Origin of the sequence: Adlercreutzia muris, from assembly GCF_041223505.1 — a bacterium.
Taxonomy (GTDB): Bacteria; Actinomycetota; Coriobacteriia; order Coriobacteriales; family Eggerthellaceae; genus Adlercreutzia; species Adlercreutzia muris.
Map to the genome: position 1 here is coordinate 54049 of NZ_JBCLQK010000003.1, position 24419 is coordinate 78467.

A 24419-nucleotide genomic window follows, 5' to 3' on the forward strand; every position below is an offset into this window, starting at 1 on the left:
TGCGTCGTTTCACGGCGTTCGAGCGCGCTCCTCGGGTGCTCAAGCGCCGTTCTTGCGGCAGTCGGCGCGGGGGCGCTCGCAGGTCTCGCAGCGGTGCAGGGGGTGTTCCGCCAGCTCGGCTTCCCAGTCGAAGTCGGGCGGCGGCCCAAGCGGCCCGTCGGCCGCGCCGTCGCCGCCGGCCGTCGCGCCTTCGGGATGGCCGTCCCATTGGAAGACGTCCATGAGCACCCGTCCCTCCTCGTCGAAGGCCACCCCCTCCGCGGCCAGCATCTTGCGCTGCTCGTCGGGGCCGCCGAAGGCGAAGCCCGTGGCCATGCGCCCGTCCTTGAACACCACACGATGGCAGGGGATGCACCCCGGCTCCGAACCGGGCTCCGGGTTGCCGTGCAGGGCATAGCCCACGTAGCGGGCCGCCCGCGGCGCCCCGATCATACGTCCCACCTGGCCGTAGGTGGCCACCTTCCCCGCGGGGATGCGCCGCACCACCGCAAATACCCGATTGGCGAAATCTCCCATGACCGACCTTCCGTGGACGCCCGTTGAAGTTTTGCTGTCAGCATAGCGCAGTTTCTGGTTCCCGAGGGCGCGCGGTGGTATCGTGCGCTGAGAAAACCACGCGGTGCTCGGCGCCGCTTTCCCCGAAAGGTTCGTTATGTTCAAAGTCCGTTCCAAGTACCTGCTGCTCATCGCGGCCGCGGTGTGGCTTATCGCTGGAAGCCAGGTGGCCCGCATGGGCATCGAGGCCATAGCCGCGGGCCAGGGCAATCTGTGGCTGCTGCTTCTCGGCATTCCCGCCACGTTCCTCGTCTTCCATATGATGTTCTCGAAGCTGGTGGGCAAGCATGCCGCCCGCATCCGCAGCTACGGGGAGGAGAAGATGCATGTGCTGAAGTTCTTCGACGTGAAGGGCTATGTCATCATGGCCGTTATGATGGGCGGCGGTGTGGCCCTGCGCTCTTTCCACCTGGTGCCCGGCTGGTTCATCGCGTTCTTCTACACGGGGCTCGGCATAGCGCTGGCCCTGGCGGGCATCGGGTTCGTCGTGCACTACGCGCACCGGAACGGGTGCATCACCTGTCCGGTGACGGGCAAGGTGCGCGAAGGGTAGGAGGGGCACCGCCGAGGGGCGCGGCACCCGATTCGCAGTGCCTCTGGTCGAACGAAAAGGCCAGGCGAATTCGCCTGGCCTGTAGGGGGAGGGCGCCGTGTAGGGAGGGCTACTTGCCCTTTTTCTCCCAGTAATGCTTGCATTCCTCATATTGCATGGGATTTTTCGGTTCCATCTTGCCGGTGAGGGCGTGAATGACGGCATAGCGGCCCATGGTCATGTAGATGCCGCAGCACAGGCCGCCCTGGGCGAGGTTCCACTCGAGGCCGCCACTCACACTGCCCGCGCCCGATCCCACGGAATACAGGCCCGGGATGGGCTCACTGTTCTCGTCGACCACTTGGCAGTTCCCGTTAACTCCAATGCCCGAATTGATGGCCGAGCAGCGAATCCATTGACGTGTGCCCCAGTACGGCGGTGTGTCGATGGGCTTCATGAGCTCAGAGCTCAAACCGAACTCCAGATCCTCGCCGGTCTCGCACATCTTGTTCCAATCCTCGACGCTCTTCTTCAGGGCATCGGCGGGAATGTCAAGTTGCTCGGCCAGATCATCAAGCGTATCAGCGCGATAGGTATCGGTGAGGTCGGGGTATACGTTCTCGGGATCTTCCTTGAACCCGGGAATGTAGTTCTCCAGGGTCTTTACGCCCATCGACGGCGGCAACTCGTATTTTGCCTGGTAATCGTTATCAAAGATGCGAACGAAGCGGCCCGGATCCTCGACATCTAGGGAGCGTTCGCGCAAGGTCAAATCCCAGCTTTCCATGGGGATGTCCTCGTTCATGAAGCGCTTGCCGCTCTCGTCGAGGGCCATGAAGGGCTTGCGAGTGAGGAGCATGGGCTGGGCATCCATGTCGTGCATGGTCTTCGCGTGGTTCACCGGGCAAATCCGGCCTCCTGCCAAAGCTGCCATGAGGATACCGTCGCCCGTGCGGCCGGATTGCTTGCGACCAAAGCGCGCGACATCGGGGGACAGCGCCTTGACCATGTTCTCGTTGTTCTGGTAGTCGCCTGCGGCGATGATGACGGCTTTGTTTGCGATGAGCTTGACGTAGCCGTCGGAGTTCTTGCCGATGGCGGCAACTACGCGGCCCGAGTCGTCTTTCTGAAGCTGCACGCACGGAGTGCCGTAGTAGAAAACGGCGCCTTCCTTCTCAGCTCGCTGGGCAAGGGTACGCATGAGAGTGCCATGGTTGTCGGGCTTCGGGCCGTAAGACTTCAAGACGGCTGTGCATATGCCCTTGTCACCTTCGTACTTATTGGCGGTTGCGGAAACGTTGTAGGACGGGAAGCCCTCTTCGTCCGAGCGCGTGAGGATCCACATGGCGGTTTCGCCGGAATGGTCCATGAACAGCTGAAGAAGATCGCTCTGCATGCGGTAGCCGCCCGACTTGCGCCATGCCTGGAAGTACTGCTTCATGCCCAATGGGTTCGACTCTTCGAGGATGATGCCCGACGAGCCGTTGCCGTTAGCCTGGGCGCTGTCCTCGCGCTGCAGGCAGGCAACGGTGGCGCCCTCTTCAAGGGCGGTCAAAATGGCGGGCACGCCGGCTGTGCCCGCCCCGATAACCACGATATCGTAACGAGCTGGGGGCGCCGATGTTCTGAAGAGCATGGGCGTCCAAAAAGGCGAGTACGTTGAGGGAGAGCGCCTTACGCTGCTCTGCTGGATTTTCTTCGTTCTGCTCTTCTTTGTGGGCATGGCGGTTATCGTTGCGAGTCAATCCTATGCGCTCGGTGGCCATATCGTCGTTGTCGCGCGGAGTGGGCTCGATTTCCTGCTGTGGATCTTGCTGTGCGGCATTGCCGCAAGCGAGCGCGTGCGCACGTGCCGACTCTTTCTCGTGTGCGGCGTGCTTACCGAAATTGCATCATGGACCATAAGCTACCTGATCATTCCCTTGGCTGCCACGGAAAGCCAGGAGTTTTTCTCATCGTTGGGCGGGCGCAGTATCTTGCTCAGCCTGTTCTTCTTGCTCGCAATGCTCACGCTCACGTTCGGCGCGCTTTCCCTTAATCGCGAGCCGGTGGCCACAAGCGGGACGGTGGCCGATATGAAAGCGGATCGACCGGATGCCATCGCCCCCGAGCTCGTCGGTCGGTACGGACTCTCGAAGCGTGAGGCGGAGGTTGCGTGGCTCTACGGTCAAGGCTATAGCCTCTCGAAAGTCGCAAGTCGGTTGTTCATCTCAACGGGAACGGCGCAAACCCACATCAAGAGCATTTATCGGAAACTTGACATCCATAGCCGCAACGAGCTTATCGAAATTATCCTGCCGCGCTAGACGAGCCGATAGATCATTTGCTTGTTGCCGATCAATCCGCTAAGCATTATCATGGCTGGGTTGGCCGTAAAAGGAGCCGACGGGATTATCCATCAACTGAAGGAGCGGGAATGAAACTGAAGGCAAAGATCTTGGCTGTGGCAGCTTGCGCGATTGCCCTGACCGTGGCTCTCACGGGCTGCGGCGGCGGTGGCAATTCCGCCGACAACGCCGCGAATTTCCAGGGCAACTGGGTGCTCACCAGCGGTAACGTGGACGGTCAGGAAGTGACTCCCGAGGTCATGGACGAGGCCGCCAAGCTCGGCATGTCCATCTACATGCAGTTCAACGAGGACGGCTCCTGTGTGCTGAACGTGCTGGGTAGCGAGATGCAGGGCACCTGGGAGGCCAAGGACGCCACCACCGTGTCCTTCACTTTCGAAGGCTCCACGGAGCAGGCCAAGCTGGAGGGCGATGAGCTCGTCATGAGCTACGGCGACGACAACATGCACTTCAAGCGCGGCGACATCCCCACGGCCGCCAGCGAGACCGAGCAGGGCGCCGAGCAGGAGGCTACCCCGGAGGCCTAAAGACCTGCGGAAACGCTTCCCTATGTGGAAACTGAGAGCCCGCCGCACCATGCGGCGGGCTCTTTTTGTGCAATTGCACAAGAGGACGAGAGGTATTGAATCTAGGCATTATACGGGTATGATAGGCGTTCAGATGATCCTTTTGATCAGAAAGTGCTACACTGTAATAGTGCACCAGCGGAGGATTTTCGGATGATCTGTCAATGGGAGCGTACCATGGATGAGATGTTGCAGGTTTGGGCGATGACATTCGACCGCAGCCCGCAGCCCTTCGGCATCGTCGAGGTGCTCGTCGACGACGACGGCCGCCCCTACGATGCGGCCTACCGCTACCTCAATCCGGCCATGGCGGCGGTGACCGACCACACCGTGGAAGAGCTCACCGGCGCGCTCATGTACCTCATCTGGGGCGGCGATCCCACCTGGCTCGAGCACTTCTACGAGGCAGCCTTTGAGGATCGTGTCGTCCAGTTCGAAACGCTCTCCGACATGCTGCAGCAGTTCTTCCGCGCCGAAGCCTTCCCCGTGGCCCCGGGTCTGTGCGGCTTCACCCTGCAGGATGTGACGAGCTGGATCGTGCCGGCCCAGCGCTCGCTCGACAAGGCCGGCGCGGGCCTGTTCTTCTACGATATGCGCTACCGCCAGCTGCTGCTCACCGACTCGGCCCGCGAGCAGAGCGGGGTTGGTACCAACTACATCAGTCTCGCCGAGTTCATCGAGCTTACTTTCGGCGCCACCGCCGGCGATGATTTGCTCCGCCAGATGGAGAACTTCCTCGACGACCAGACGAGCCTCTACCAGGAGGGCCAGCTGCCCGACGGGCGCTGGCTGCGCATCAGCTTGGATCACACGGGCCATTCGGAGCGCTTCGCCTACGGCTTCGTGGAGGACTTCACCCGCACCAAGCAGGCCGAGCAGCGAAGCGAGCAGTACGTGGAGGTCATCGACAGCCTGGGTGCCGAGAACTTCGCGCTGTATTTGGTGGATCTGGAAACCAACGAGCTGGAAGTATATCGTCGCGGTGCGGATAACGCGACTCAGTTTGCCCTCATCAGCGAGCAGGAGGGTGACTATCCGGTCGCTATGGAGCGCTACATCGATACCTACGTGGTGGAAGAGGATCGCGCCCGCGTGCGCGCTGAGGTGGGGCCCGATGCGTTGTGGCGGCGCCTCGCGGAAGGCGATGCCGATTTCTCGGTGGGCTACCGGCGCCTGTTCGGGGACGAGGAGCAGTACGTGGAGCTGCGTATCATCCGTCTTCCGCGGCCGAGCTCCAAGGTGATCTTGGCGGCGCGCAACGTCACCGCCGAGATGCGCGAGCAGCTGCTGCAGAAGCTGGCGCTGCAGAACGCACTCGATCTGGCCGAGCATGCCAGCCGGGCGAAATCGACCTTCCTCACCAATATGTCCCACGATTTCCGCACGCCGATGAACTCTATATCGGGATTCGCCTCCATTGCGCTCGACCACTTGAACGATACCGACCGCGTGCGCGACTGCCTGCGCAAAATCATGGTATCGAGCGATCACTTGCTGAGCCTCGTGAACGATATCTTGGACGTGAGCCGCATCGAGAGCGGCAAGCTGTCATTCAACGAGGATGTGGTCGATCTGGCCGAGGCGGCCGAGGAGGTGGCCACGATGTTCGGCGACAAGGCCGAGGCCTCGGGCATCGATCTGACAGTAAGTACTTCGGGGCTTTCCCACAGCCGGGTGGTTACCGATCCGCTGCGACTCAGCCAGGTACTTGTGAACACTGTCGGCAATGCCGTGAAATTCACGCCGGCTGGCGGCCTGATCACGGTGACCTTCAGCGAGAGCGGCGAGGCGCCTCGCGGGTTCGGCAGCTACGTCATCACGGTGAGCGATACCGGTTGCGGCATGACGCCGGAGTTCCTCGACCGTATCTTCCTGCCCTTTGAGCGCGACGGGTTGGGCTATGCCAACCGAACCGAGGGTACCGGCCTTGGCATGACCATCACCAAGAGCCTCGTGGACTTAATGGGCGGCGAGATCCAGGTGGAAAGTACCGTGGGCCGCGGCTCCACCTTCACCATCACGCTGCCGCTGCGCCTGGCGTCGCCGGAAGAGGTGTCCCGCGAGGAGGCGCGGAGCTCTGCGACTAATGAGTGCCGCCGCGATTTTACGGGCTGCAAGGTGCTCGTGGTGGACGATGACGATCTGTCCCGCGAGATCCTCATGGAAATTCTGAAGGACTACGGCTTCACGGTGGAAGAGGCCCGCGACGGCGACGCGGCCGTGCGCAAGGTGGCCTCGGTGGCGCCGTTCTACTACGATGCGGTGCTCATGGACATGCGCATGCCCCGCATGGATGGCGACGAAGCCACGCGCGAGATACGCGCGCTCGACCGCCCCGATGCCGCCAGCCTGCCCATCATCGCCGAGACGGCCGATGCCTTCGAGGAGGGGCAGCGCCGCGCCCGGGAGGCCGGCATGACGGCGCTGACTACCAAGCCTTTGAACACCCACGCCCTCATCGCCCTGCTCGCCGAGCACATTCCCGAGAAGTAGGGGGAAGGCGGCGCGCCCCTCCGTCGTTGGAGTCCACTTTCTTATGGGCGGCGGGACGGTGGGTGGCGTCCGTTTCGGTCCTTGCGGTCGGGGCGTGTCAAGCTGTAGAAAACGGGAAGGGGAGCCGAAACGCTTCGGTTCCCCTTCCTTGTGCATGTATGAGTGCGAGACGTGCGCAGCCGCGAGATCCTAGGCCACCGGCGGGGTGCCCTCCCAGTTGCCGGCGATGGCGTCGATCATGACGCGGGCGCCGAAGGGCAACTCGCCGCAGCCGACGACCTTGCGGGCCGGCTTGTGGTCGCCGAAGAAGGCGGCATAGGCCTCGTTCATGGCGTCCAGATCGGCCATGTCGGCCAAAAACACGTTCACCTTCACGATGTCTTCAACCACGTGGTCCACCGACTCGATGATGGTCTTCACGTGGGCGAGGCACTGGGCGGTCTGCTCGGCCGCGCCGCCGGCGATCAGCTTGCCGTCAGCGCCGAAGGGCAGCTGGGCGGAGATGTTGTTGTAGTGGGAGAAGGCCACGGTCTGGGTGGAGAAGGGGCACTTCGGGGCGGCGTCGGTGTTGTTCGCCTCGATGATGAGACCGTGACGGTCCTCGATGGCCTGGGGCGGGGTGCCGTCGCCATGGGACACCACGGCCTCCACGGCCACGTCGCAGTGGAAGGGCAGGTCGTTGACGGGCACCACGGTGCGGGCCGGCAGGTAGTTCACGGCGCGGGCGATGCCGGAATCGGGGAAGAAGGTCTTGTACACCTCGTCCACGGCCTCCATATCGGCCAGGTCCTTCACGAAGATGGTCACCTTCACGACGTCGTCCAGGGGCACGTCCACCGACTCCAGGATGGCCTTCACGTTCTTCAGGCACTGGGCGGTCTGGGCGGCCGCATCGCCCAGGATCGGACGGCCCGACTTCGGGCACAGCGGCAGCTGCATGGTGATGTTGTTGTAGTGGGAGAACGCCACGGTCTGGGTGGAGAGGGCGTCGTAGGGAGCGCCGTGGGTGTTGTTGGTGAGCTTCACCAAGTCGCCGGCCTGGGGCACGGACTGAGTGCCCTCGCCGTTATCCACAAGGGCCTCGATGAACACGAGGGCATCCTGGGGCAGGCCGTCCACGGCCACCACGGTGCGGGCGGGCTGGTAGGTGGGGAAGAAGGAAGCCTGCACCTTCTCCACGGCATTCAGATCCATGATGTCGGCCAGGTAGACGGACAAGCGGATGATGTCGTTCATGTCGTGGCCGATGCTCTCCACGATGGCCTGGATGTTCTTGAGGCACTGCTCGGCCTGCTCGGCAGCGCCGCCGGCCACGATGGCACCCGTCGCCGGGTCGATGGGCAGCTGGGCCGAGAGGTTGTTGTAGTGGGAGAACGCCACGGTCTGAGAATAGAGGTCGCTTACGGGCGCCTTCTCGGTGTTGCGGGCCACTACCACGTTCGGATCGGTCATTGGTACCCCCTTCAAGGTAGAATGTGCACCGTTTTGTGCAAGTGCATTAAACTTTACGGGAAGGGTCATTGTCAATGCCGTTGGCCGATAAAGGGGCCATATGCAGATATTTGACAGAATGTCAGGCATCAAGCGAGAGAGAAACCACAGGTCATCATCGACAAATAGTGCACTTGAACAAAAATATTCCTTTTGTGTGCGGCGCCTCTCGCGCTGCGGCGGCATTGAAGGCGCCCACGGCTTTGCGGCGGTGTCGGGGGGGCGAGCGGCTGTGGGGATACCTTGGAGGGGGCGTGCCTCGAGGCCCCGACGCGCTAGGATGGCCTTTCCAGAGAGAGGAGCGATGCCGGAATGTTGAAGTTGCACGTGCTGGCCAGCGGGAGCCGCGGCAATGCGGCCATTGTGGAGAACGGGCGCACCGGGCAGGGCGTGCTCGTGGATTGCGGCATCTGCAAGCGGGAGTTCCTCGATCGGGCCGCCACCTGCGGCTTCGACCTGTCGGGCCTGGCCGCCGTCGTTATCACCCACGACCACGGCGACCACGTGAAGGGCCTCGGCGTGGTGCTGCGGGGCCTGGCGAAGGCCGGCGTGCGTCCGGCGGTGTACGCGAGCGAGGCGGTGCTGGCGGCTTCGGCGCCCCTGCGCGATGCCGTGGCCAGCGTGGGCGTTTCCTGCCGGGTCTTTGCCGCTGGCGACCGGTTGCCTCTCGCGGGTCTTGCCGTGCGTCCCTTCGCCACCTCCCATGACGCGGCTGCCTCCTTCGGCTTCCGCTTCGACGAGCCGGTGCCCCGGGTCGAGGAAGGCGGAGCGCCCGAGGTCGCGGCCGATGCCCTCGGCTTCGTGACCGATACGGGTTTTATGACCGACGAGGCCTCCCGGGCCCTGGCGGGGGTGCGCCTGCTGGCGCTGGAGAGCAACCACGACGATCGGATGCTGCGGGAGGGGCCCTATCCCTATCCGGTCAAGCAGCGGATCGCCTCGGATCGGGGCCATCTTTCCAATGAGCAGGCCGCTCGGGCCCTGGTGGATCTAGTCCACGAGGGGCTCGAGGCCGTCGTGGCCATGCACGTGTCCCAGGAGAACAACACCTACCGCCTGCCCCGTGAGACGCTGGAGCGGGCTCTTGCCGAAGCGGCTCCGGCTCTGGCGCCGCAGGTGCGCGTGGCGGTGGCCTTCCAGGATCGTCCCGTCACAGTGGCGTGACAGATTGACCCGCACCGTCCTTCCCGAGGCGGTGGTGCCCTATGCTGAGCCCATAGCGAGAGGCACGGGGTTGCGCGGCGGCCCTGGGAAAGGAGCTTCCTGTGGCTGAGAGCGCAGTGCGCCCCGCGTCGGGCATCGGAAGGAACCGGATGCTCAAGATCATCGGCATCGTCTTGGCTTCGGTGGCCGCCCTGGTTCTGGCGGCGGTCATCGGGCTCAACCTGTACGTGCGCGTGGCCTTCGGGTCCTTCTACAACCAAGCTGAGCGGGAATTTGCCATACCCGGGGTGGACAGCGGCTTCGTCTGCCAGGACCTCGATCACCTCCAGGGGAGCGATGCGTGGCTGTTCAGCGGCTATATGGTAGATTGCGGCCCCTCGCCGCTCTACCGCCGGGCGGTGGATGGCGCCATCGCGCGGCTGCTCGTGCAGACGCCGGACGGCGAGCTCTACCAGGGCCACGGCTCGGCCATCACGAGCGCCGACCAGTACGCCTATCTGGCCTGTGAGGAGGGCTATCTCGTGCTCGACGCCGAGGAGGTGGCCACAGCCGCCGACGGCGCCACGGTGCGGGCCCTGGCCCGGGTCGAGCTCGATTTCTCCCCGGCCTTCATGAACATCGAGGGCGACACGCTGCTCACGGGCGAGTTCTACTTTCCTGGCGACTACGAGACACCGGAGAGCCATCACATCGCCACTCCCGACGGCACAGAGAACCCGGCGGTCATGTACGCCTATCCGCTGGATCCCAACGCCCCCTTCGGTGTGGCCGCCCTGCCCGAACGGGTCTATTCCATTCCCGGCATGATCCAGGGGGTCTGCACGGCGGGGGAGAACCGCCTCGTGCTGTCCCAGTCCTACGGCGTCGCCCCCTCGCACTTTCTGGCCTACGATATCGCGCATCTGGCTCCCTCGGGCACGTTTACGGCCGATGGCGCCGAGGTGCCCCTCTACTGCCTGGATAGCCGCAGCCTCGGGGCCGATGTGGAGGCGCCGCCCATGGCCGAGGGCATCGAGTCTTACGATGGCCGGGTGTACGTGTCCGACGAGTCGGCGAGCAACAAGTACTTCTTCGGGAAGCTCTACGGTGCCGGGGTGGTATATTCCCTGGCCATGGAAGGGTAGAAGAGCACGGAAAAAAGCCCCGGACAGGGGCTTGCATCTTCATTATAGGGCACGGCTCGTCCCGTGGGGAGGAACCTTGCCGCGATACCCGGCAGTCTGCAGGGCGATACCGCGAAAACGCCACAGTCGCGCGGGGGTGCGCGGGGCGGCAGTGGTGTATACTCGATAGTCGCATTTTTCCGGAAGACGCGGCGGTCCGAGCCGCCGCCGACGCAAAGGAGCCCCTGTGATTAAAGAGATCATCACCGACGAGGACATTCTGTCGAAGCCCTGCGAGCCGGCCACGGCCGAGGACGCCTCCATCGGTACCGACCTGGTGGAGACGCTGCTGGCCAGCGACGAGGCGGTGTGTCTGGCCGCCAACCAGATCGGCGAGACGAAGTGCATCGTCGCCTACCTGAACGAGGCGGGGCGCCCGGTGGTCATGTACAACCCGAAGGTGACCCAGAAGCTGAAGCCCTACACGGCGGTGGAGGCGTGCCTCTCCCGCGAGGAGCCCACGGCGGTGCAGCGCTACGACTGGATTCGCGTGAGCTACGACCGCTTCCAGGACGGCAAGCTCGTGCCGGCCAAGAAGAAGCTCGAGGGCAACGCCGCTCAGGCCGTGCAGCACATGATCGACCACTGCGAGGGCATCCTTGTCTAGCGCCGCGTCCGATCCCGAATTTACCACCGAGCAGGCGCACTTAACGGAGACCTACGGAAAGCTGGAGAAGATCGGTCGCGATGCCGTGGCGGCTATGGAGGCCGTGGCAGCCCAGGCGGCCGAGGACAAGAAGTCCATGGCCGAGGAGTTGGCCGTGAACTTCGCCACCTGGGACGACATTCTGGAGACCCATGCCGACATCGTGGCCATGAACAACATCATCGAGGCCCACGACATGGCCAACTCCGTGCAGGCCGAGCGCCTGCGCGCCGTGGAGGTGCTTCTGCGCGAACCCTACTTCGCGAAGATCGCCCTGCGGTTCAAGGAGGGCGCGCCAGCCAAGGAGCTCTATATCGGCTCGGCGGGTGTCTCGGACGAGAACTACCGTCGCCTGGTGGTGGACTGGCGCAGCCCCGTAGCCGAGGTGTACTACAATCAGGCCATGGGGCCGACGTCATACGTGGCCGACGGGCGCGTCATCCACGCCGACCTGCTGCTGCGCCGCCAGTTCGAGATCGATCGCGACCAGCTGCTCGGCTACTTCGATTCCGACGTGGCCATCGAGGACAAGCTGCTTTTAGCCTCGCTTTCCCGGGGCCGCTCCGCCCGCATGCAGGCCATCACGGCCACCATCCAGAAGGAGCAGAACACCGTCGTGCGCCATGCCGACGTGCCGGTGCTCCAGGTGGCGGGCGTGGCCGGCTCGGGGAAGACCTCGGTACTCATGCAGCGCATCGCGTATCTGTTCTACCAGCATCGCGGCACGCTCGATCCTGCCCAGGTGTTCCTCATCTCGCCGAATCCGGTGTTCGGCCGCTACATCGACCGCGTGCTGCCCGATCTGGGCGAGCGCAACCCCGAGATCCTCACCTGGGCCGAGTTCTTGGCGCCGCTTCTACCCGCGGGGCGCGGGGCGGGGGAGGGCAACGTCTCCTACGAGCGCCTGCGCGCCATCGACGCGGCCCTGGCGCGCTTCGCCTTCGAGCGTTCTGATTTCCGCGATATCACGGCGGCCGGCACGCGCCTTGTCGGCGGCGATGCCGTGGCGAAGGTGGCGGCGAAGTTCGATCATTTGCCCGCAGGCCCGCACCGCGTGACGCTCATGAACGAGGAGCTGGAGGCGCGTCTGCAGAGCCGGCTCGCGAGCATCGCGGCGGCCGAGGACACCCACGACGAGATTTCCGAGCTTCCCATCGAGGAGCAGCTGCGGCTGTTCGGCGAGACCTTCGACCCGCAAAGCGAGGAGGAGGCTCGTGCGCTCGCCCTCACCTACGTACGCGAGAAATATGCGTCCGGCATTCAGCAGGTGCGCGCCATGGACTGGCTCGACATCGACGAGATCGCCCGCCGCCTTCTGGGCTGCGACGGGCTTGCCTCGGTGGAATGGGTGTATCTGAAGATGGCGCTCACGGGTATGGGCGACCCCGATGCGAAGTACGTGATGATCGACGAGGTGCAGGACTATTCCGAAGGTCAGCTGGCCGTGATGGCCCGCTATTTCCGCCGGGCGAACTTCCTGCTTTTGGGCGACCCGAACCAGGCCATCGCCGAGGGCACGGCCGGCTGGGGCGAGATCCGCGCCGTGTTCGAAGCCGAGCGCGGATCGGTGGACGAGTGCCGTCTCATGACGAGCTATCGCTCCACCCCGGCCATCACCGATCTGTTCGCATCGCTGCTGCCGCCGGGCGAGGCGGTGGAGGTGTCCTCGGTGCAGCGGGAGGCCGCCCCGCCGGAGATCGTCGTGGCCGCGGACGGAGAGGCCTGGGCCGCCGAGCTGCGGCGTGTGGCCGATGAGGCGGCCAGCGCCGATACGCTGACGGCCGTCATCGTGCCCTACAAGAGCGAGGCGCGGCGGGTGGCAAAGGTGCTGGGAGAGGCCGCTGTGGTGCTCGGCGAGCGCGACAGCCTGCCCGATGGCGGCGTGGTGGTGCTGCCGCTCAAGTTGGCGAAGGGGCTGGAATTCGACCGCGTCATCGTCCCCGACGCCTCGCCGCAGGTGTTTCCCGCCAGCGACTTGGCCCGCCGGCGCCTGTACACCACCATCAGCCGCGCCACCCGCCACGTCACCATCCTCGCCAACGGCGAGCTCACGGAACTTTTGAGGTAGCTATGGCGAAAAGGCAATCGTTGACGATGCGCAGTTTGCACTACTACTGGCTGGCGACGCGCAACCACCTGGGGCTGTTCGTGGCACTGGTGGCTTCCACGATCGGGTTCTGCGGGTTTCTCACCTACGGCAACCCCTATGTGATGAGCCTCATCGTAGACCGCATCAGCGCGGCGCCGGTGGCCGCCGACGAGGTGCTCGCCGTGTTCGGGCCCTATATCGCGGCGCTCATCGCCATCAACTTCGCCGGCCAGGCTTGCAGCAAGCTACAGGACTACACGTTGTGGAAGCTGCAGATCGCCGTGAACTACGACTTGGCCACCACGGCCTTTGACTGCTTGTGCAACCAGTCGCTGTCGTTCCATTCCAATCGCTTCGGGGGCACGCTCGTAAGCCAGACCTCGAAGTTCATGGCCGGCTACACCCAGCTGTTGAATACGATGAACTTCCCGTTTCTGCCCATCCTCTGCTCCATCACGTTCACCTGCATCATTCTGCTGCCGGCGGTGCCGGTGTACGCGGGCGTGCTCATGGCCATGCTCGCGGTGTACGCGACGGTGAGCTACCTCATGTACAAGCGCATCCTGCACCTGAACGAAAAGGCCGCCAGCGCCCAGAACCAGCTGTCGGGCGAGCTGTCGGATGCGGTCACGAACATCCTGGCCGTGAAGACCTACGGGCGCGAGGACTACGAGCGGGGGCTGTTCGACACGGCGAACCGCGAGGTGGTGGCCCGCGACTCCAAGCGCATGCGGGCCTCGCTCGCTCGCGGCGTCACCACGGCGGCCATCACCGTTATCATCATGAGCGTGGTCACCGTGTTCATCTCGGGCGGCAACGCGTGGTTCGGCATCACGCCGGGCACGGTCATCCTCATGTTCACCTACACGAACACCGTCACCAACCAGTTCAACTTCATCAACACGGGCCTGCAGCGCATCAACCAGGCCTTCGGCGACGCCTCCGGCATGACGGCCGTGCTCGACGAGCCGCGGCTGGTGGCTGACAAGCCCGGCGCGCGTCCGCTTTCCGTGGAGCTTGGCGACATCGACTTTAAGGACATCAACTTCTGGTACACCGACGGCGATGTGAAAACCCAGGTGTTCAAGGACTTCAACCTGCGTATTCCCGCCGGTCAGCGCGTGGGACTGGTGGGTATGAGCGGCGCGGGGAAAACCACGCTCACGAAGCTCTTGCTGCGGCTGGCCGACATCCAGGAGGGCGAGATTCTGGTGGACGGCCAGAACGTGGCCGATGTGACCCAGACGAGCCTGCGCCGGCAGATCGCCTATGTGCCCCAGGAGGCGCTGCTGTTCCACCGCTCCATTGCCGAGAACATCGCCTACGGGCGGCCCGATGCCACCATGGACGAGATTCGCGAGGCGGCCCGTGCCGCTAACGCGCTCGAGTTCATCGAGGCGCTGCCCCAGGGGTTCGACACCATTACCGGCGAGCGCGGCATCAAGCTCTCGGGCGGTCAGCGCCAGCGCATCGCCATCGCCCGCGCCATGCTGGCCGATTGCCCCATCCTCGTGCTGGACGAGGCCACAAGCGCGCTCGATTCCGAGAGCGAGGCGGCCGTGCAAGAGGCTCTGTCCAACCTGATGGAGGGGCGCACCTGCATCGTGGTGGCCCATCGGCTGTCAACGGTGGCGAGCCTCGACCGCATCGTGGTGCTCTCCCACGGCAGGATCGCCGAGGACGGCCCTCATGCCGAGCTCGTGGCCAAGGGCGGCGACTACGCCCGCCTCTGGAACCGCCAAACCGGCGCCTACGGAGAAGAGTAGGGGAGCGGGGTTGTGCCCCGCTTCCCTCCGCGTAGTTCCTGGTTTGTCAGCTTGGTGATTGTCCGGCTCCGAACATTCCCGCTTTGTGGGTGAAGTTCGGAGTCGCTTACAGCTTCACGACGGCATCGGTGGGACCGGATTCGGTGGCGTTGACGAGGGTGATCGAGGAGGGGCTGGAGATCTCGCCGGTGCAGAGGGCCAGAAGAATGCGGCGCATGGGTGTCTCCTCGATTCTCGGGGTGCGATGGGATTGCGGGAGAATTCTAGCATGACGGGCGCGGTACCCATCATCCGTGCGACCGTATTTTCGCGCACGACGCGGCAGGACGCGAGGGGAGGGGCAGCGAGGTTCTCGGACGCGTGGGGATGTGACCCGGCGGTGTCGATTCCCCTTCCGTTCTCGCGGGAGACCGCCCGCGCTCTTCGCAGGTGGCGTTGTTGTGGTAACCTCAAGTGTTCGTAATTCATTGTGGGAAGGAGAGCACCGTGGGCGTTGGAGGCATCAATCTGGCCGATTACGCCGATCCGCGTGCCGTGTCGCGGGGCGTGGGCATTGCGGCCAGCGCGAAGTCCATCGTGGGGCGCACCGTGCGTCGCGACGAGGATGTGACGGTGATCTCCGCCCGCGTGGCCTCGGCCTCGGGCATTGCCGACTACTTCGACGCCTCGGTGATGTTCGGCGATTACGAGTCGCGCATCGTCGACTACGAGTGCACCTGCCCGGCCATCGCCCGCTTCGACGGCTTGTGCAAGCACTGCGTGGCCCTGGTGACCTCCTACTTTACCCAACCGCGCAGCTTCGAGGAAGGTGCCGTGCGCGCTGCGGCTCCGATGGCGCGGCGCACGAGCGAGGCCCTCGGCCGACTGTTGGCGGAGGGGAAGGGCGGCGTGGCGGGGTTGGGCGCCCTCGTCTCGCGCGATGCGGAAGGGGCGGCCCTGAGCGTGACGCCCGGCAGCGTGCGCCTGGATGTTCAGCTCGTCTACGACGGGCGCCTCTGGTCGCTGCGCCTGGCGGTGGGCGGTGCGCGCGGAACCTACCAGGTGCGCGACATCGAGGACTTCGCCCGCCACGTGCAACGCGGTGAGTTTCACGCCTACGGCAAGAAGCTCGCCTTCGCCCATCGCCTGGAGGCGTTCGACGAGCCGTCCCGGGCCGTGGCCCGGGTGGTGGCCGGGCTCTTTCCCGACGAGCGCCTGTTCGGGGGCTCGGCCTTCCGCACTGCCGGCACCGGCAAGCGCGAGGCACGGGTGCGCGAGGCGGAGGTAGTGGCCCTGCTGGACGCTCTCGGCGAGGGATCCTTCACGTTTGCGCGTCGCGCCGGGAACGCCGAGGCGGGCGCCGACGTTGCGCCTGAACCGTGGCGTGTAGTCGCCGACGCACCGCTTACGGCCCTTCTGTTCGATGCCGCCGATGGCGGCTACGACCTGCACCTGTCCGAATTCGCGCTGGTGGTGCGGGGGCTCGAGCGGGCCTACGTGCTCGCTGGCGGCGTGGCCGCACGGGTGGAGGGCGCCGCGGCGGCAGCCTTCGCGTTTCTGCGGGAAGCGGGCCTTGCCGACGGCGGCGCGGCTTTCGTGGCCAAGGGCGACGGGGCGGCGTTCTGCCGTCGGGCGCTGCCGGTGCTGGAGGCGGCGGTGGACGTGCGCCTGCCTGAGGGGTGGGAGGCTCTGCGCCCGGTGGCCGGCACCCTTGCCTTCTACTTCGACAAGACCGGGAAGAAGGAGGCGGCGCTCATACGCCTGACGGTGAAGGCATTCTACGGCGAGCGCGAGGTGGTGCTGGCCAGCCCCGCCGACTCGGGCGAGGAGTCCGAGCTGCGCCCCGCCTCGCAGCAGCCCTTCCGCGATCAGGCGCTGGAGGATGCCGGCATCATGCTGGCCGCCCAGTTCTTCGACGGCTCTATGACGCTGCCGCTGCGCCAGGCCGACCTGGCCGGCGAGCTGCTCTACGGGGGCCTCGCGCAGTTCCGCGCCGCGGGCGAGGTGTTCACCACTCCGGCCTTCGATCGGCTCGTGGCAGAGCGGCCGCCGCGGGTGCAGCTGGGTCTTTCACTGGTCGCGAACCTCATTCAGATGGACGTGCGCGACAGCGACGTGTCCCGCGATGAGCTGGCGGCGATGTTCTCCTCGCTGCGCCGCCGCAAGCGCTTCCACCGCATGAGTGACGGGCGCATCGTGGCGCTTGCCGAGGGCGATGTGGCGCATCTCGGCGAGATGATGCGCGATCTGGGCGTGTCGGCCGACGATCTTCTGAACGGCTCGGCGCAGATTCCCACCTACCAGGCGTTCTACCTCGATCGGGAGTATGCCGACGCGGTGCGCGATGCGACCTTCGAGGACTACCTGCGCCGGGTGGAGGAGCCGGGCTGTCCCGTGGAGCCCCCTGCGGGCCTGGCCGCCACGCTGCGTCCCTACCAGCTGGAGGGCTTCCGCTGGCTCGCGCGGCTTGCCTCCCTCGGCTTCGGCGGCATCCTCGCCGACGAGATGGGCCTCGGCAAGACGCTCCAGACCATCGCGCTTTTGCAGAGCCTGCGGGACGCGGGGCGGCTGGAAGCGCCCGTGCTCATCGCGTGCCCGGCCTCTCTCGTGTTCAACTGGCTGGACGAGTTCGCCCGCTTCGCGCCTGCCGTGCCCGTGGCGGCCCTGGAGGGCACGCGTGCCCAGCGCGAGATGCTCGTGGCCCGGGCGGCTGCGGAGGGGGAGGGGCGCGTGATCGGGCGCGGTGCGCGGGCAGCCGGTGACGGTGCTCCCGCGGGCGAGGTTCCCGCTGTCATCGTGGCCTCCTACGACCGCGTGCGCATCGACGGGTCCTTCCTGCAGCCGGTCGGCTGGGGCATGGTGGTGCTCGACGAGGCCCAGCGCATCAAGAACCACGCCACCAAGACCACCCGCGCGGTGAAGCGCCTGCGCGCCCCGCTGCGCTTCGCGCTGACGGGCACGCCCATCGAGAACCGCCTCTCGGAGCTGTGGAGCATCTTCGACTTCCTCATGCCGGGGCTCCTCGGCAGCTACGAGCGCTTCCGCGAGCGCTACGAGCTGGGCATCTTAGGGGAAGATGAGGAGGCGGCCGCCCGCCTTCGGGCGCTCGTGGAGCCGTTTCTGCTACGCCGGCGGAAGGCCGACGTGCTCACCGACCTGCCGGCGAAGACCGAGATGGTGCGCTACGTGCCCCTAAGCGACGAGCAACGGCGCCTCTACGATGGGGCCGAGCAGCAGCTGCGCGAGGACTTGAACGCCCAGAAGCGCCAGAACGCCTCGCGGGCGAACCGGCGCGGGCGCCTGGCCGAGGCCGAGAAGAGCTCGGTGGAGGTGCTCGCCGAACTCACGCGCCTGCGCCAGATCGCGCTGGACCCGGCCCTCGTGTTCGAGAACTACCGGGGCGGCGCCGAGAAGCTCGGCGCCATCATGGAGCTGGTGGCCGAGGCTCAGGAGGCCGATCGCAAGGTGCTCGTGTTCTCTCAGTTCACGAGCTATCTTTCGGTGCTGGCCGACGAGCTTGACCGGCGGGGGCTGGCGCATTTCACCATCACCGGCGCCACGCCTAAGCGCGAGCGCGTGGAACGGGTGAAGCGCTTCAACGAGGACGACACGCCGGTGTTCCTCGTGTCGCTGAAGGCTGGCGGCACGGGGCTTAACCTTACGGGCGCTTCCGTTGTGGTGCACGCCGACCCGTGGTGGAACGCCGCAGCTACCGACCAGGCCACCGACCGGGCCCACCGCATCGGTCAGGAGCGCGAGGTGGATGTGTACAAGGTGGTGGCCAAGGGTACCATCGAGGAGCGCATCGTGGCGCTGCAAGAGGCTAAGCGCGACCTAGCCGACTCCGTGGTGGCCGCCACCGGCGCCGATGTCCTGGAAGGCCTCACCCGCGACCGCCTCGCCGAGCTTTTGGGCTGCGACGAGTAGCGGACCGCCGCGCTCCCGCACCGCCGCCTGGTGCGCTGCCGTGCCCGTCACCCGCGCCATCGCGCCGCGCTGCGCCCTGCTGTCCCACCGCTTGGCGCGCTGCGGCTTCCACCTATCCCGCCCACGAAAAAAGGGGAGGGCGCGCCGCCCTCCCCTCCAGATGCCGCAGGTCGTTGCCGAACGGCCTACTTCCGCTCGCCCTTCTCCACCATGGCGTTCATGGCCGCGCGCTCCCTGTCGGCCAGCTTCTCCTCGGCCACGTCCAGGGCGCGTTTGTCGTGCTTGGCGTTGGCGATGGCCAGCACCGCGCCCGATAGGGCGAACAGCGCGATGGCGTTGGGAATGACCATGAGCTGGTTGAACATATCGGCCATCTCCCATACCAGGTCGTTGGACAGAAGCGAGCCCAGGAAGATGAACACGAGCGCGATCACGGTGAAGGGCAGCACGGCGCGCTTTCCGAAGAGCCACTCCACGTTCAGCTTCGCGAACAGGTTCCACGACAGAATGGTGGAGAAGGCGAAGAACAAAAGGCAGATGGCCACGAACCAGGCGCCTGCGCCCTCGCCGAAGAACTGCCCGAAGGCCAGCTGGGCGATGTTGGTCTTGGTGATAGTCTCGGCGGTGAGGCTCGCGTAGTCGCCGGTGGCGAGCATTCCGTCGCCCACGTACAGGGTGGACAGCACCACGAGCGCGGTCATGGTGACCACCACGATGGTATCCACGAACACGCCGATCATGGCCACAACGCCCTGCTCGTGGGGGTCGCGCACCTCGGCCAGCGCGTGGGCGTGCGGGGTGGAGCCCATGCCGGCCTCGTTGGAGAACAGGCCGCGCTTGGCGCCCTGGCTGATGGCGGCGATGATGCCGAAGGTGGCGCCGCCCACGGTGGCAGCGGGGTTGAAGGCGCACTCGAAAATGAGTGCGAAGGTGGCCGGGATGTTCGCCGCATTCATGATGAGCACGATAAGCGAGCCGAGCACGTAGAGGATGGCCATGATGGGCACGATCTTCTCGGTGACGGCGGCCAAACGGGACACGCCGCCGATGAACACGATGCCGGCCAGAATGACCACGGCCAGGCCGATGACCCAGGTGGGAATGCCGAAGGCGGTGTTCATGGTCTCGGCGATGGAGTTCGACTGCACCATGCAGCCCATGAAGCCGAGCGCCAGAATGATGGCCACGGCGAAGAACCCGGCGAGGAACTTGCCCAGACCGCCCTTGAAGGCCGTGGTGATGTAGTACACCGGGCCGCCGTGCACGGTGCCGTCCTCGTCCACGACGCGGGTCTTCTGCGCCATGACGGCCTCGGCGTAGTTGGTGGCCATGCCCAGCAGGGCGATGATCCACATCCAGAAGATGGCGCCCGGGCCGCCCACGATGATGGCGCCGCACGCGCCCACGATGTTGCCCGTGCCCACCTGGGCCGCGATGGCGGTGGACAGCGCCTGGAACGAGGTCATGCCGCCACCCTGGTTGCCGCCGCGCAGGCTGAAGTCGCCGAACACGCGGCGCCAGCCCTCGCCGAAGCAGCGGAACTGGATGGCCTTGGTGCGCACGGTGAACCAAATGCCCATGCCGAGCAGCAGGATGATGAGGATGTAGTTGGAAAGATAGTTGTTGATGGTGGTAACGATACCAAGCAGTGCCTCTTCCACGGCGTTCCCTTCTTCTCGCGAGAAAACTCGGGGGAACTTATGCGTGGCCGGCCGAAAAGGTCGCGTCATCGCTCTGTCCGTTTGCCTGAGAGATTCGGCCTGTTTCGCTTGGGATTTACCCTTGCGGAATCTGCCGCCTTGCGGAGCCGCTCCCCTTTGGGGCCACTCGCGCCGGCAGGGCCTTGCACCTTCGGCACTCACTTAAGAGTTCTCCAGAGTTTTCTCCGCCTCCGGTTTGCCCGGCGCACCGCGCATCCCGAAGACATCACAGAATTATTGACGCAGGTCACTATACGCCCTGACGCTTCGCCAATCAACAACTATTTTCCTCAACGTTCGGTTTGGACGGGGAGGGCGGAAAAGCGAGCGGGCGGACGGTGCATCGGTGCAGCACCGTCCGCTCAGACTCTAGAGAATGGCCCGGGTGGACGGGGAGGGATTCGCGCCCGGTCCAGGGGCGCTCTGTGACTGACGAGCTGCATTGGCGGCAGGGGCTCCTTGCCCCTGGCTCAGGTAAGTGCGGGACAACGGGGCGTCTGCGAAGCGAGTATCGTCGTGGCTGCGGCAAAGAAGAGCGACTCCAAACTTTCCCACTTTGTGGGTGAAGTTCGGAGTCTGAAGAAAAGGACGGTCGTCTATGGCAGTCATCGCGAGGCCTACCTCAAGGGGCTTTTCGATACGGTGTACGGGGCCGATATCGTGGAGCGCTTCGCCATCGAGAACCCGTTCGCCCTCGATCAGCTGGTGAAGGAGCTTGCCTCGGCCGTAGGCTCGCTCACCAACCCGTCCAAGTTGGCCAATACGCTCAACACGGTGGCCCATGCAGGTGCGACGGACAAGACGGTCAAGCGCTATCTCGACGCACTCACCGATGCTTTCATCTTCTCAGAGGTGGAACGCTTCGACGTGAAGGGGAAGCGCTACTTCGACTACCCCATGAAATACTACGCCACTGATGCGGGAATACGGAATGCGCTCCTCAATTTCAGGCAGATCGAGGAGACGCACCTGATGGAGAATGTCATCTACAACGAGCTGGTACTGCGGAGCTACGCCGTGGGCGTGATCCCCTTTCTGCTGCGGCCCGAGATTCTGGAGTGAAGCTTGCGCCCTCCTACACCCGCACCGTCACGTCGGCGGGGCCGTCCTCGGTGGCGTTGACGAGGACGGTGGCCGATGGGGAGGAGATGTCGCCGGCACACAGGGCGTAGAGGCCCGGCTCGCTCACAGTGACGGCGCCGAACTCGCTGGCGGGAATGGTGCGCATGCGGGCGGGCACCACGGTGCCGCCCTCGTCGTCGGCGACAACGGCACTGCACAGGATTACCTCGTCGGCGCTGCTGTCGATGGCGAAGGTGAGCCCGGTCACGGCGGCTGCCGAAAGGTTGGGGGAAGCGGCCGCCGCGCGGCCGTCGCTGTGGCAGGAGGCGCAGGCCTCGCCGGCCTTCGTGACGGGATGGGATGTACCGCACCCCGCCAGCCCCAGTGTACCGAGGGCAAGCGTGGCGGCCAGGGCGATACGCCCGATGCGGCGGACGGCGGGGGCGGCGGCTCCGAAGCGAGATGCGAAAGAGAGTGCGGGGGTAGAGGCGTGGGCCATGAGTTCTCCTCCAGGTCGAGGGTCGGGAATCGGGGCGTGTCTTCCGCGCCAGTGTAGCACCGCCGCCGCCTCGCACCATCATACGCGCGACCTGACCTGAGGTGATCTCGGTATGATTTCGCCGCTATCCACCGCCATTCCGCCATCCCGCCAGGCCCGTCGCCCGCGCCGCGTCAGCCCTCCACCAGGTCCTCCACGAAGCCCACGCGGTAGTTCTTGAAGATGACCTCGCCCTCCTCCTGAGTGGCGTCCAGGTCTACGCAGGCCTGCGCAGAGTCGTGACAAGCAGGGTCCGTACTCGTCTCCCGAGGGCGTCGCAGAATAATGCCACCCTATTGTTCGCCCTGACACGCTGGCGGTCAATAACTAATGTGTTCAGCGTTTCGCCTCGCGTAGAATGCTTCGCTAACGACAGAGATATCAGAGCACCTGCTGTTTCGTGCGCCCCAAAACGACCCTCGATCCCCTTGTTGCTACAGAAGGGGATCGAGGGTCGTCTGTTAAATGATCGCTAGGCAAGACCCAGATCCTTGCAAGCTGTGTTCGCAGCAACATATCCCGTCGTGCAAGCAGCACCCTGCCCCGATCCTCCATGCAGCCCATAGGGATAGTCGTTAAACTGCATGGAACCGTTATCGATGCCGCACACAAACAAGCCCTTGATGGGGAGATCGTCGTGTCCGATCGCCCGCGCCTCAGAATCTCCTCGCACGCCGCCACAGGTGCTATAGGCGCAAGCCTCGACCTGAACCGCATAGAATGGCTTCTTTTCTAGGGGCGTCATGAGCGCAGGGTCAGCTCCAAAGGGGTCATGAGAGCCGTCCCCCTTCGCTCTATTATTGTAGTCTTTCATCGTTGCAGCCAATGCCTCCGAGTCAACCCCCATAAGCTCGGCAAGCTCCTCGAAGCTATCGGCTTTCCAAACAAAGTCGCTACTTTCAACCAAGGATCGGAACTCTCCGCTCCCAACACCCATGAAGGCAACGAACTCATTGAGCTTATCCTCGCCCTCGTAGGCTTCAACGTGCGCCTCGTCGAACAACGTAAAAACCTTCGACTGGGAAGCAATTGCCGTGTTGAGGCGGGCGGTATCGGCGTCTTCCGCAAGCGTCTCGTTGTAGAAGCGCTTGCCGCTCTGATTGACCATGGGGAGCGTTTTGCCTATTTCTAGCGGATACCGATAAGAGGGCGGCCACTGAGTAAAAATCGATAGCATGCTGCTCCAACTTTCTCCGCATGCCTTCGAAAGTCCGTACATTATCGCAGACGGCGCCTGGGGAAGCGCGCCTGCCGTCAGCGCCATATTGATACCGTCACCATCTTGGCCATCAAACCCCAGAAACACAACTCGTTCACTAGGAACGCGAAGCCGCTCGGCGCACATTTCCGGGTTTTTTCCGAATCCGCCCGTTGCGAGCACCGTCGCTTTGGCATTAATCCGTACGAGATCGTCCCCGCTTTTTGCGTAAACGCCCCCAACTCCCTCGTCATCGAGAATGATATTCACGGCAGGAGTCTCTAGGCGAAAATCCAAATTATCGAGTGTCTCCCCATAGGCCCAAAGCGGCTTGAGCATACCTTCGCCGTTGTTTGTCCAGTTTCCTTCCTCATCAAAGCAGCTCAGGAGGGAACCCTGACCTCCAGTCGACATCGAAGCCCCATGGCTTATGGCCCAATCGAGAGCTTCTCCGGAATTATCCAGATAGCACCAAATCCCCGGTGCATAAGCACCCCAATTGTGCCACTGCATGTAAGCTTCGAACTCGGCCTGCAGGTCTGCGGGCCCCTGTGCGTCAAGCTGCTCTTGGGTGTTGTAGGCAAGCGTGCCCTCCGTCACCGTCGAAGTTCCTCCCTTGAGACTTGTCTTCTCAAGCCAGATTACATGAGCACCAAGCTCAGCTGCTCTAATGGCGGCATAGGTTCCAGCGGATCCTGAGCCGCACACTACGACATCGCACTCCTCCGTGCGGGCCACATCCCCTTCATCCACTTCGACAAGCCGCGAAGAAAGAGGGCGATCTGCGCCCTTATGCGTACTGGTGCCCGATGCGTCGGTACCGGTCGACGGCAGGCCACCATTTGAAGGAGCGCATCCCGCGAGGCCGACCGCTGCCATGCTCGCACCAAACACTCCACCTCCAACAATAAAATCTCTGCGCGATATTCCCTTGTCCATTTTTGACTCTCCCCTTTCCTAACTGAGTTATTGCATGCGCGATTTCGGACTCATGGGCCATCGCCCAACTCGTCTATCGACAAAACGTTGACGGCGCCTATTCGAAATCGCACTTACGTATAAAAACGCAGGTATTGGATTGTGAGGATGCAGATTGAGGTTGATTGCAAGCAAGGAAGGGTTGAAAAAACGGTTGATGAAGCGCATTGCGCACTTCAAGCTATTCCTCGTCTCCGCACTCCACTTCCTCAAAGTGCGATTAC

At 64.4% G+C, this 24419-nt stretch carries 17 protein-coding genes and 1 riboswitch; of the genes, 11 read left to right on the forward strand and 6 right to left on the reverse strand.

Annotated elements, in window-relative coordinates:
* Positions 1-39: 39 nt before the first annotated feature.
* Positions 40-516, reverse strand: coding sequence for an MGMT family protein (locus tag AAK988_RS03950; protein ID WP_369872993.1), 477 nt, complete (start codon positions 514-516; stop codon positions 40-42).
* A 136-nt stretch (positions 517-652) separates the two neighbouring features.
* Between AAK988_RS03950 and AAK988_RS03955 the strand changes: the two genes are divergently transcribed.
* On the forward strand, positions 653-1108 hold the full coding sequence (locus tag AAK988_RS03955; protein ID WP_135969744.1) for a hypothetical protein: 456 nt from the start codon (positions 653-655) through the stop codon (positions 1106-1108).
* 109 nt (positions 1109-1217) lie between these two features.
* Here AAK988_RS03955 and AAK988_RS03960 read toward each other — a convergent pair whose 3' ends face one another.
* Positions 1218-2723, reverse strand: a complete 1506-nt coding sequence (locus tag AAK988_RS03960) for an FAD-dependent oxidoreductase (protein ID WP_369872992.1) — start codon at positions 2721-2723, stop codon at positions 1218-1220.
* Here AAK988_RS03960 and AAK988_RS03965 point away from each other — a divergent pair.
* The 3 genes from AAK988_RS03965 (at position 2722) to AAK988_RS03975 (ending at position 6494) form a co-directional block, all read left to right on the forward strand.
* Positions 2722-3393 carry a helix-turn-helix transcriptional regulator gene (locus AAK988_RS03965; protein WP_236650526.1) on the forward strand — a complete coding sequence of 224 codons (672 nt, stop codon included), beginning with the start codon at positions 2722-2724 and terminating at the stop codon, positions 3391-3393. The genes AAK988_RS03960 and AAK988_RS03965 overlap by 2 nt on opposite strands.
* A gap of 110 nt (positions 3394-3503) precedes the next feature.
* On the forward strand, positions 3504-3962 hold the full coding sequence (locus AAK988_RS03970; RefSeq protein ID WP_135969741.1) for a hypothetical protein: 459 nt from the start codon (positions 3504-3506) through the stop codon (positions 3960-3962).
* Between the two features lie 192 nt (positions 3963-4154).
* Positions 4155-6494, forward strand: coding sequence for an ATP-binding response regulator (locus AAK988_RS03975; protein WP_369880441.1), 2340 nt, complete (start codon positions 4155-4157; stop codon positions 6492-6494).
* Positions 6495-6683: 189 nt separating this feature from the next.
* On the opposite strand, the gene AAK988_RS03980 is transcribed toward AAK988_RS03975, so the two are convergent.
* The gene (locus tag AAK988_RS03980) at positions 6684-7946 is read right to left on the reverse strand and encodes a Rid family hydrolase (RefSeq protein WP_369872991.1); all 1263 of its coding nucleotides are present in this window, start codon (positions 7944-7946) and stop codon (positions 6684-6686) included.
* Between the two features lie 351 nt (positions 7947-8297).
* On the opposite strand from AAK988_RS03980, the gene AAK988_RS03985 reads away from it, so the two are divergent.
* The 6 genes from AAK988_RS03985 to AAK988_RS04010 all read left to right on the forward strand — a co-directional run bounded on the left by AAK988_RS03985 (position 8298) and on the right by AAK988_RS04010 (position 18719).
* On the forward strand, positions 8298-9149 hold the full coding sequence (locus AAK988_RS03985) for an MBL fold metallo-hydrolase (protein ID WP_160324067.1): 852 nt from the start codon (positions 8298-8300) through the stop codon (positions 9147-9149).
* 101 nt (positions 9150-9250) lie between these two features.
* Complete coding sequence (locus AAK988_RS03990; protein ID WP_160324066.1) at positions 9251-10273, forward strand: hypothetical protein; 1023 nt, start codon at positions 9251-9253, stop codon at positions 10271-10273.
* Between the two features lie 226 nt (positions 10274-10499).
* Positions 10500-10919 carry a peptide deformylase gene (locus AAK988_RS03995; protein ID WP_136432598.1) on the forward strand — a complete coding sequence of 140 codons (420 nt, stop codon included), beginning with the start codon at positions 10500-10502 and terminating at the stop codon, positions 10917-10919.
* Positions 10912-13026 carry a HelD family protein gene (locus AAK988_RS04000; protein ID WP_369880443.1) on the forward strand — a complete coding sequence of 705 codons (2115 nt, stop codon included), beginning with the start codon at positions 10912-10914 and terminating at the stop codon, positions 13024-13026. Before AAK988_RS03995 ends, AAK988_RS04000 begins: the two co-directional genes overlap by 8 nt.
* Before the next feature lie 2 nt (positions 13027-13028).
* On the forward strand, positions 13029-14813 hold the full coding sequence (locus AAK988_RS04005) for an ABC transporter ATP-binding protein (RefSeq protein ID WP_369880444.1): 1785 nt from the start codon (positions 13029-13031) through the stop codon (positions 14811-14813).
* Positions 14814-15299: 486 nt separating this feature from the next.
* Positions 15300-18719, forward strand: a complete 3420-nt coding sequence (locus tag AAK988_RS04010) for an SNF2-related protein (RefSeq protein ID WP_369872986.1) — start codon at positions 15300-15302, stop codon at positions 18717-18719.
* A gap of 185 nt (positions 18720-18904) precedes the next feature.
* Here the strand turns inward: AAK988_RS04010 and AAK988_RS04015 are convergent, their stop codons facing one another.
* Positions 18905-20380: an alanine/glycine:cation symporter family protein gene (locus tag AAK988_RS04015; protein WP_321194016.1), complete on the reverse strand. Its 1476-nt coding sequence runs from the start codon at positions 20378-20380 to the stop codon at positions 18905-18907.
* A 63-nt stretch (positions 20381-20443) separates the two neighbouring features.
* Positions 20444-20606: riboswitch (glycine riboswitch) on the reverse strand.
* A gap of 329 nt (positions 20607-20935) precedes the next feature.
* Here AAK988_RS04015 and AAK988_RS04020 point away from each other — a divergent pair.
* A complete protein-coding gene (locus AAK988_RS04020; protein WP_136432584.1) occupies positions 20936-21481 on the forward strand; it encodes a DUF8612 domain-containing protein in 546 nt (181 codons plus the stop codon).
* Between the two features lie 13 nt (positions 21482-21494).
* On the opposite strand, the gene AAK988_RS04025 is transcribed toward AAK988_RS04020, so the two are convergent.
* Both AAK988_RS04025 and AAK988_RS04030 read right to left on the reverse strand, forming a co-directional pair.
* Positions 21495-21980 carry a hypothetical protein gene (locus AAK988_RS04025; protein ID WP_369872985.1) on the reverse strand — a complete coding sequence of 162 codons (486 nt, stop codon included), beginning with the start codon at positions 21978-21980 and terminating at the stop codon, positions 21495-21497.
* 511 nt (positions 21981-22491) lie between these two features.
* Positions 22492-24156 (reverse strand): FAD-dependent oxidoreductase, encoded by a 1665-nt coding sequence (locus AAK988_RS04030; protein ID WP_160345761.1) that lies wholly within the window; start codon positions 24154-24156, stop codon positions 22492-22494.
* Positions 24157-24419: the final 263 nt, after the last annotated feature.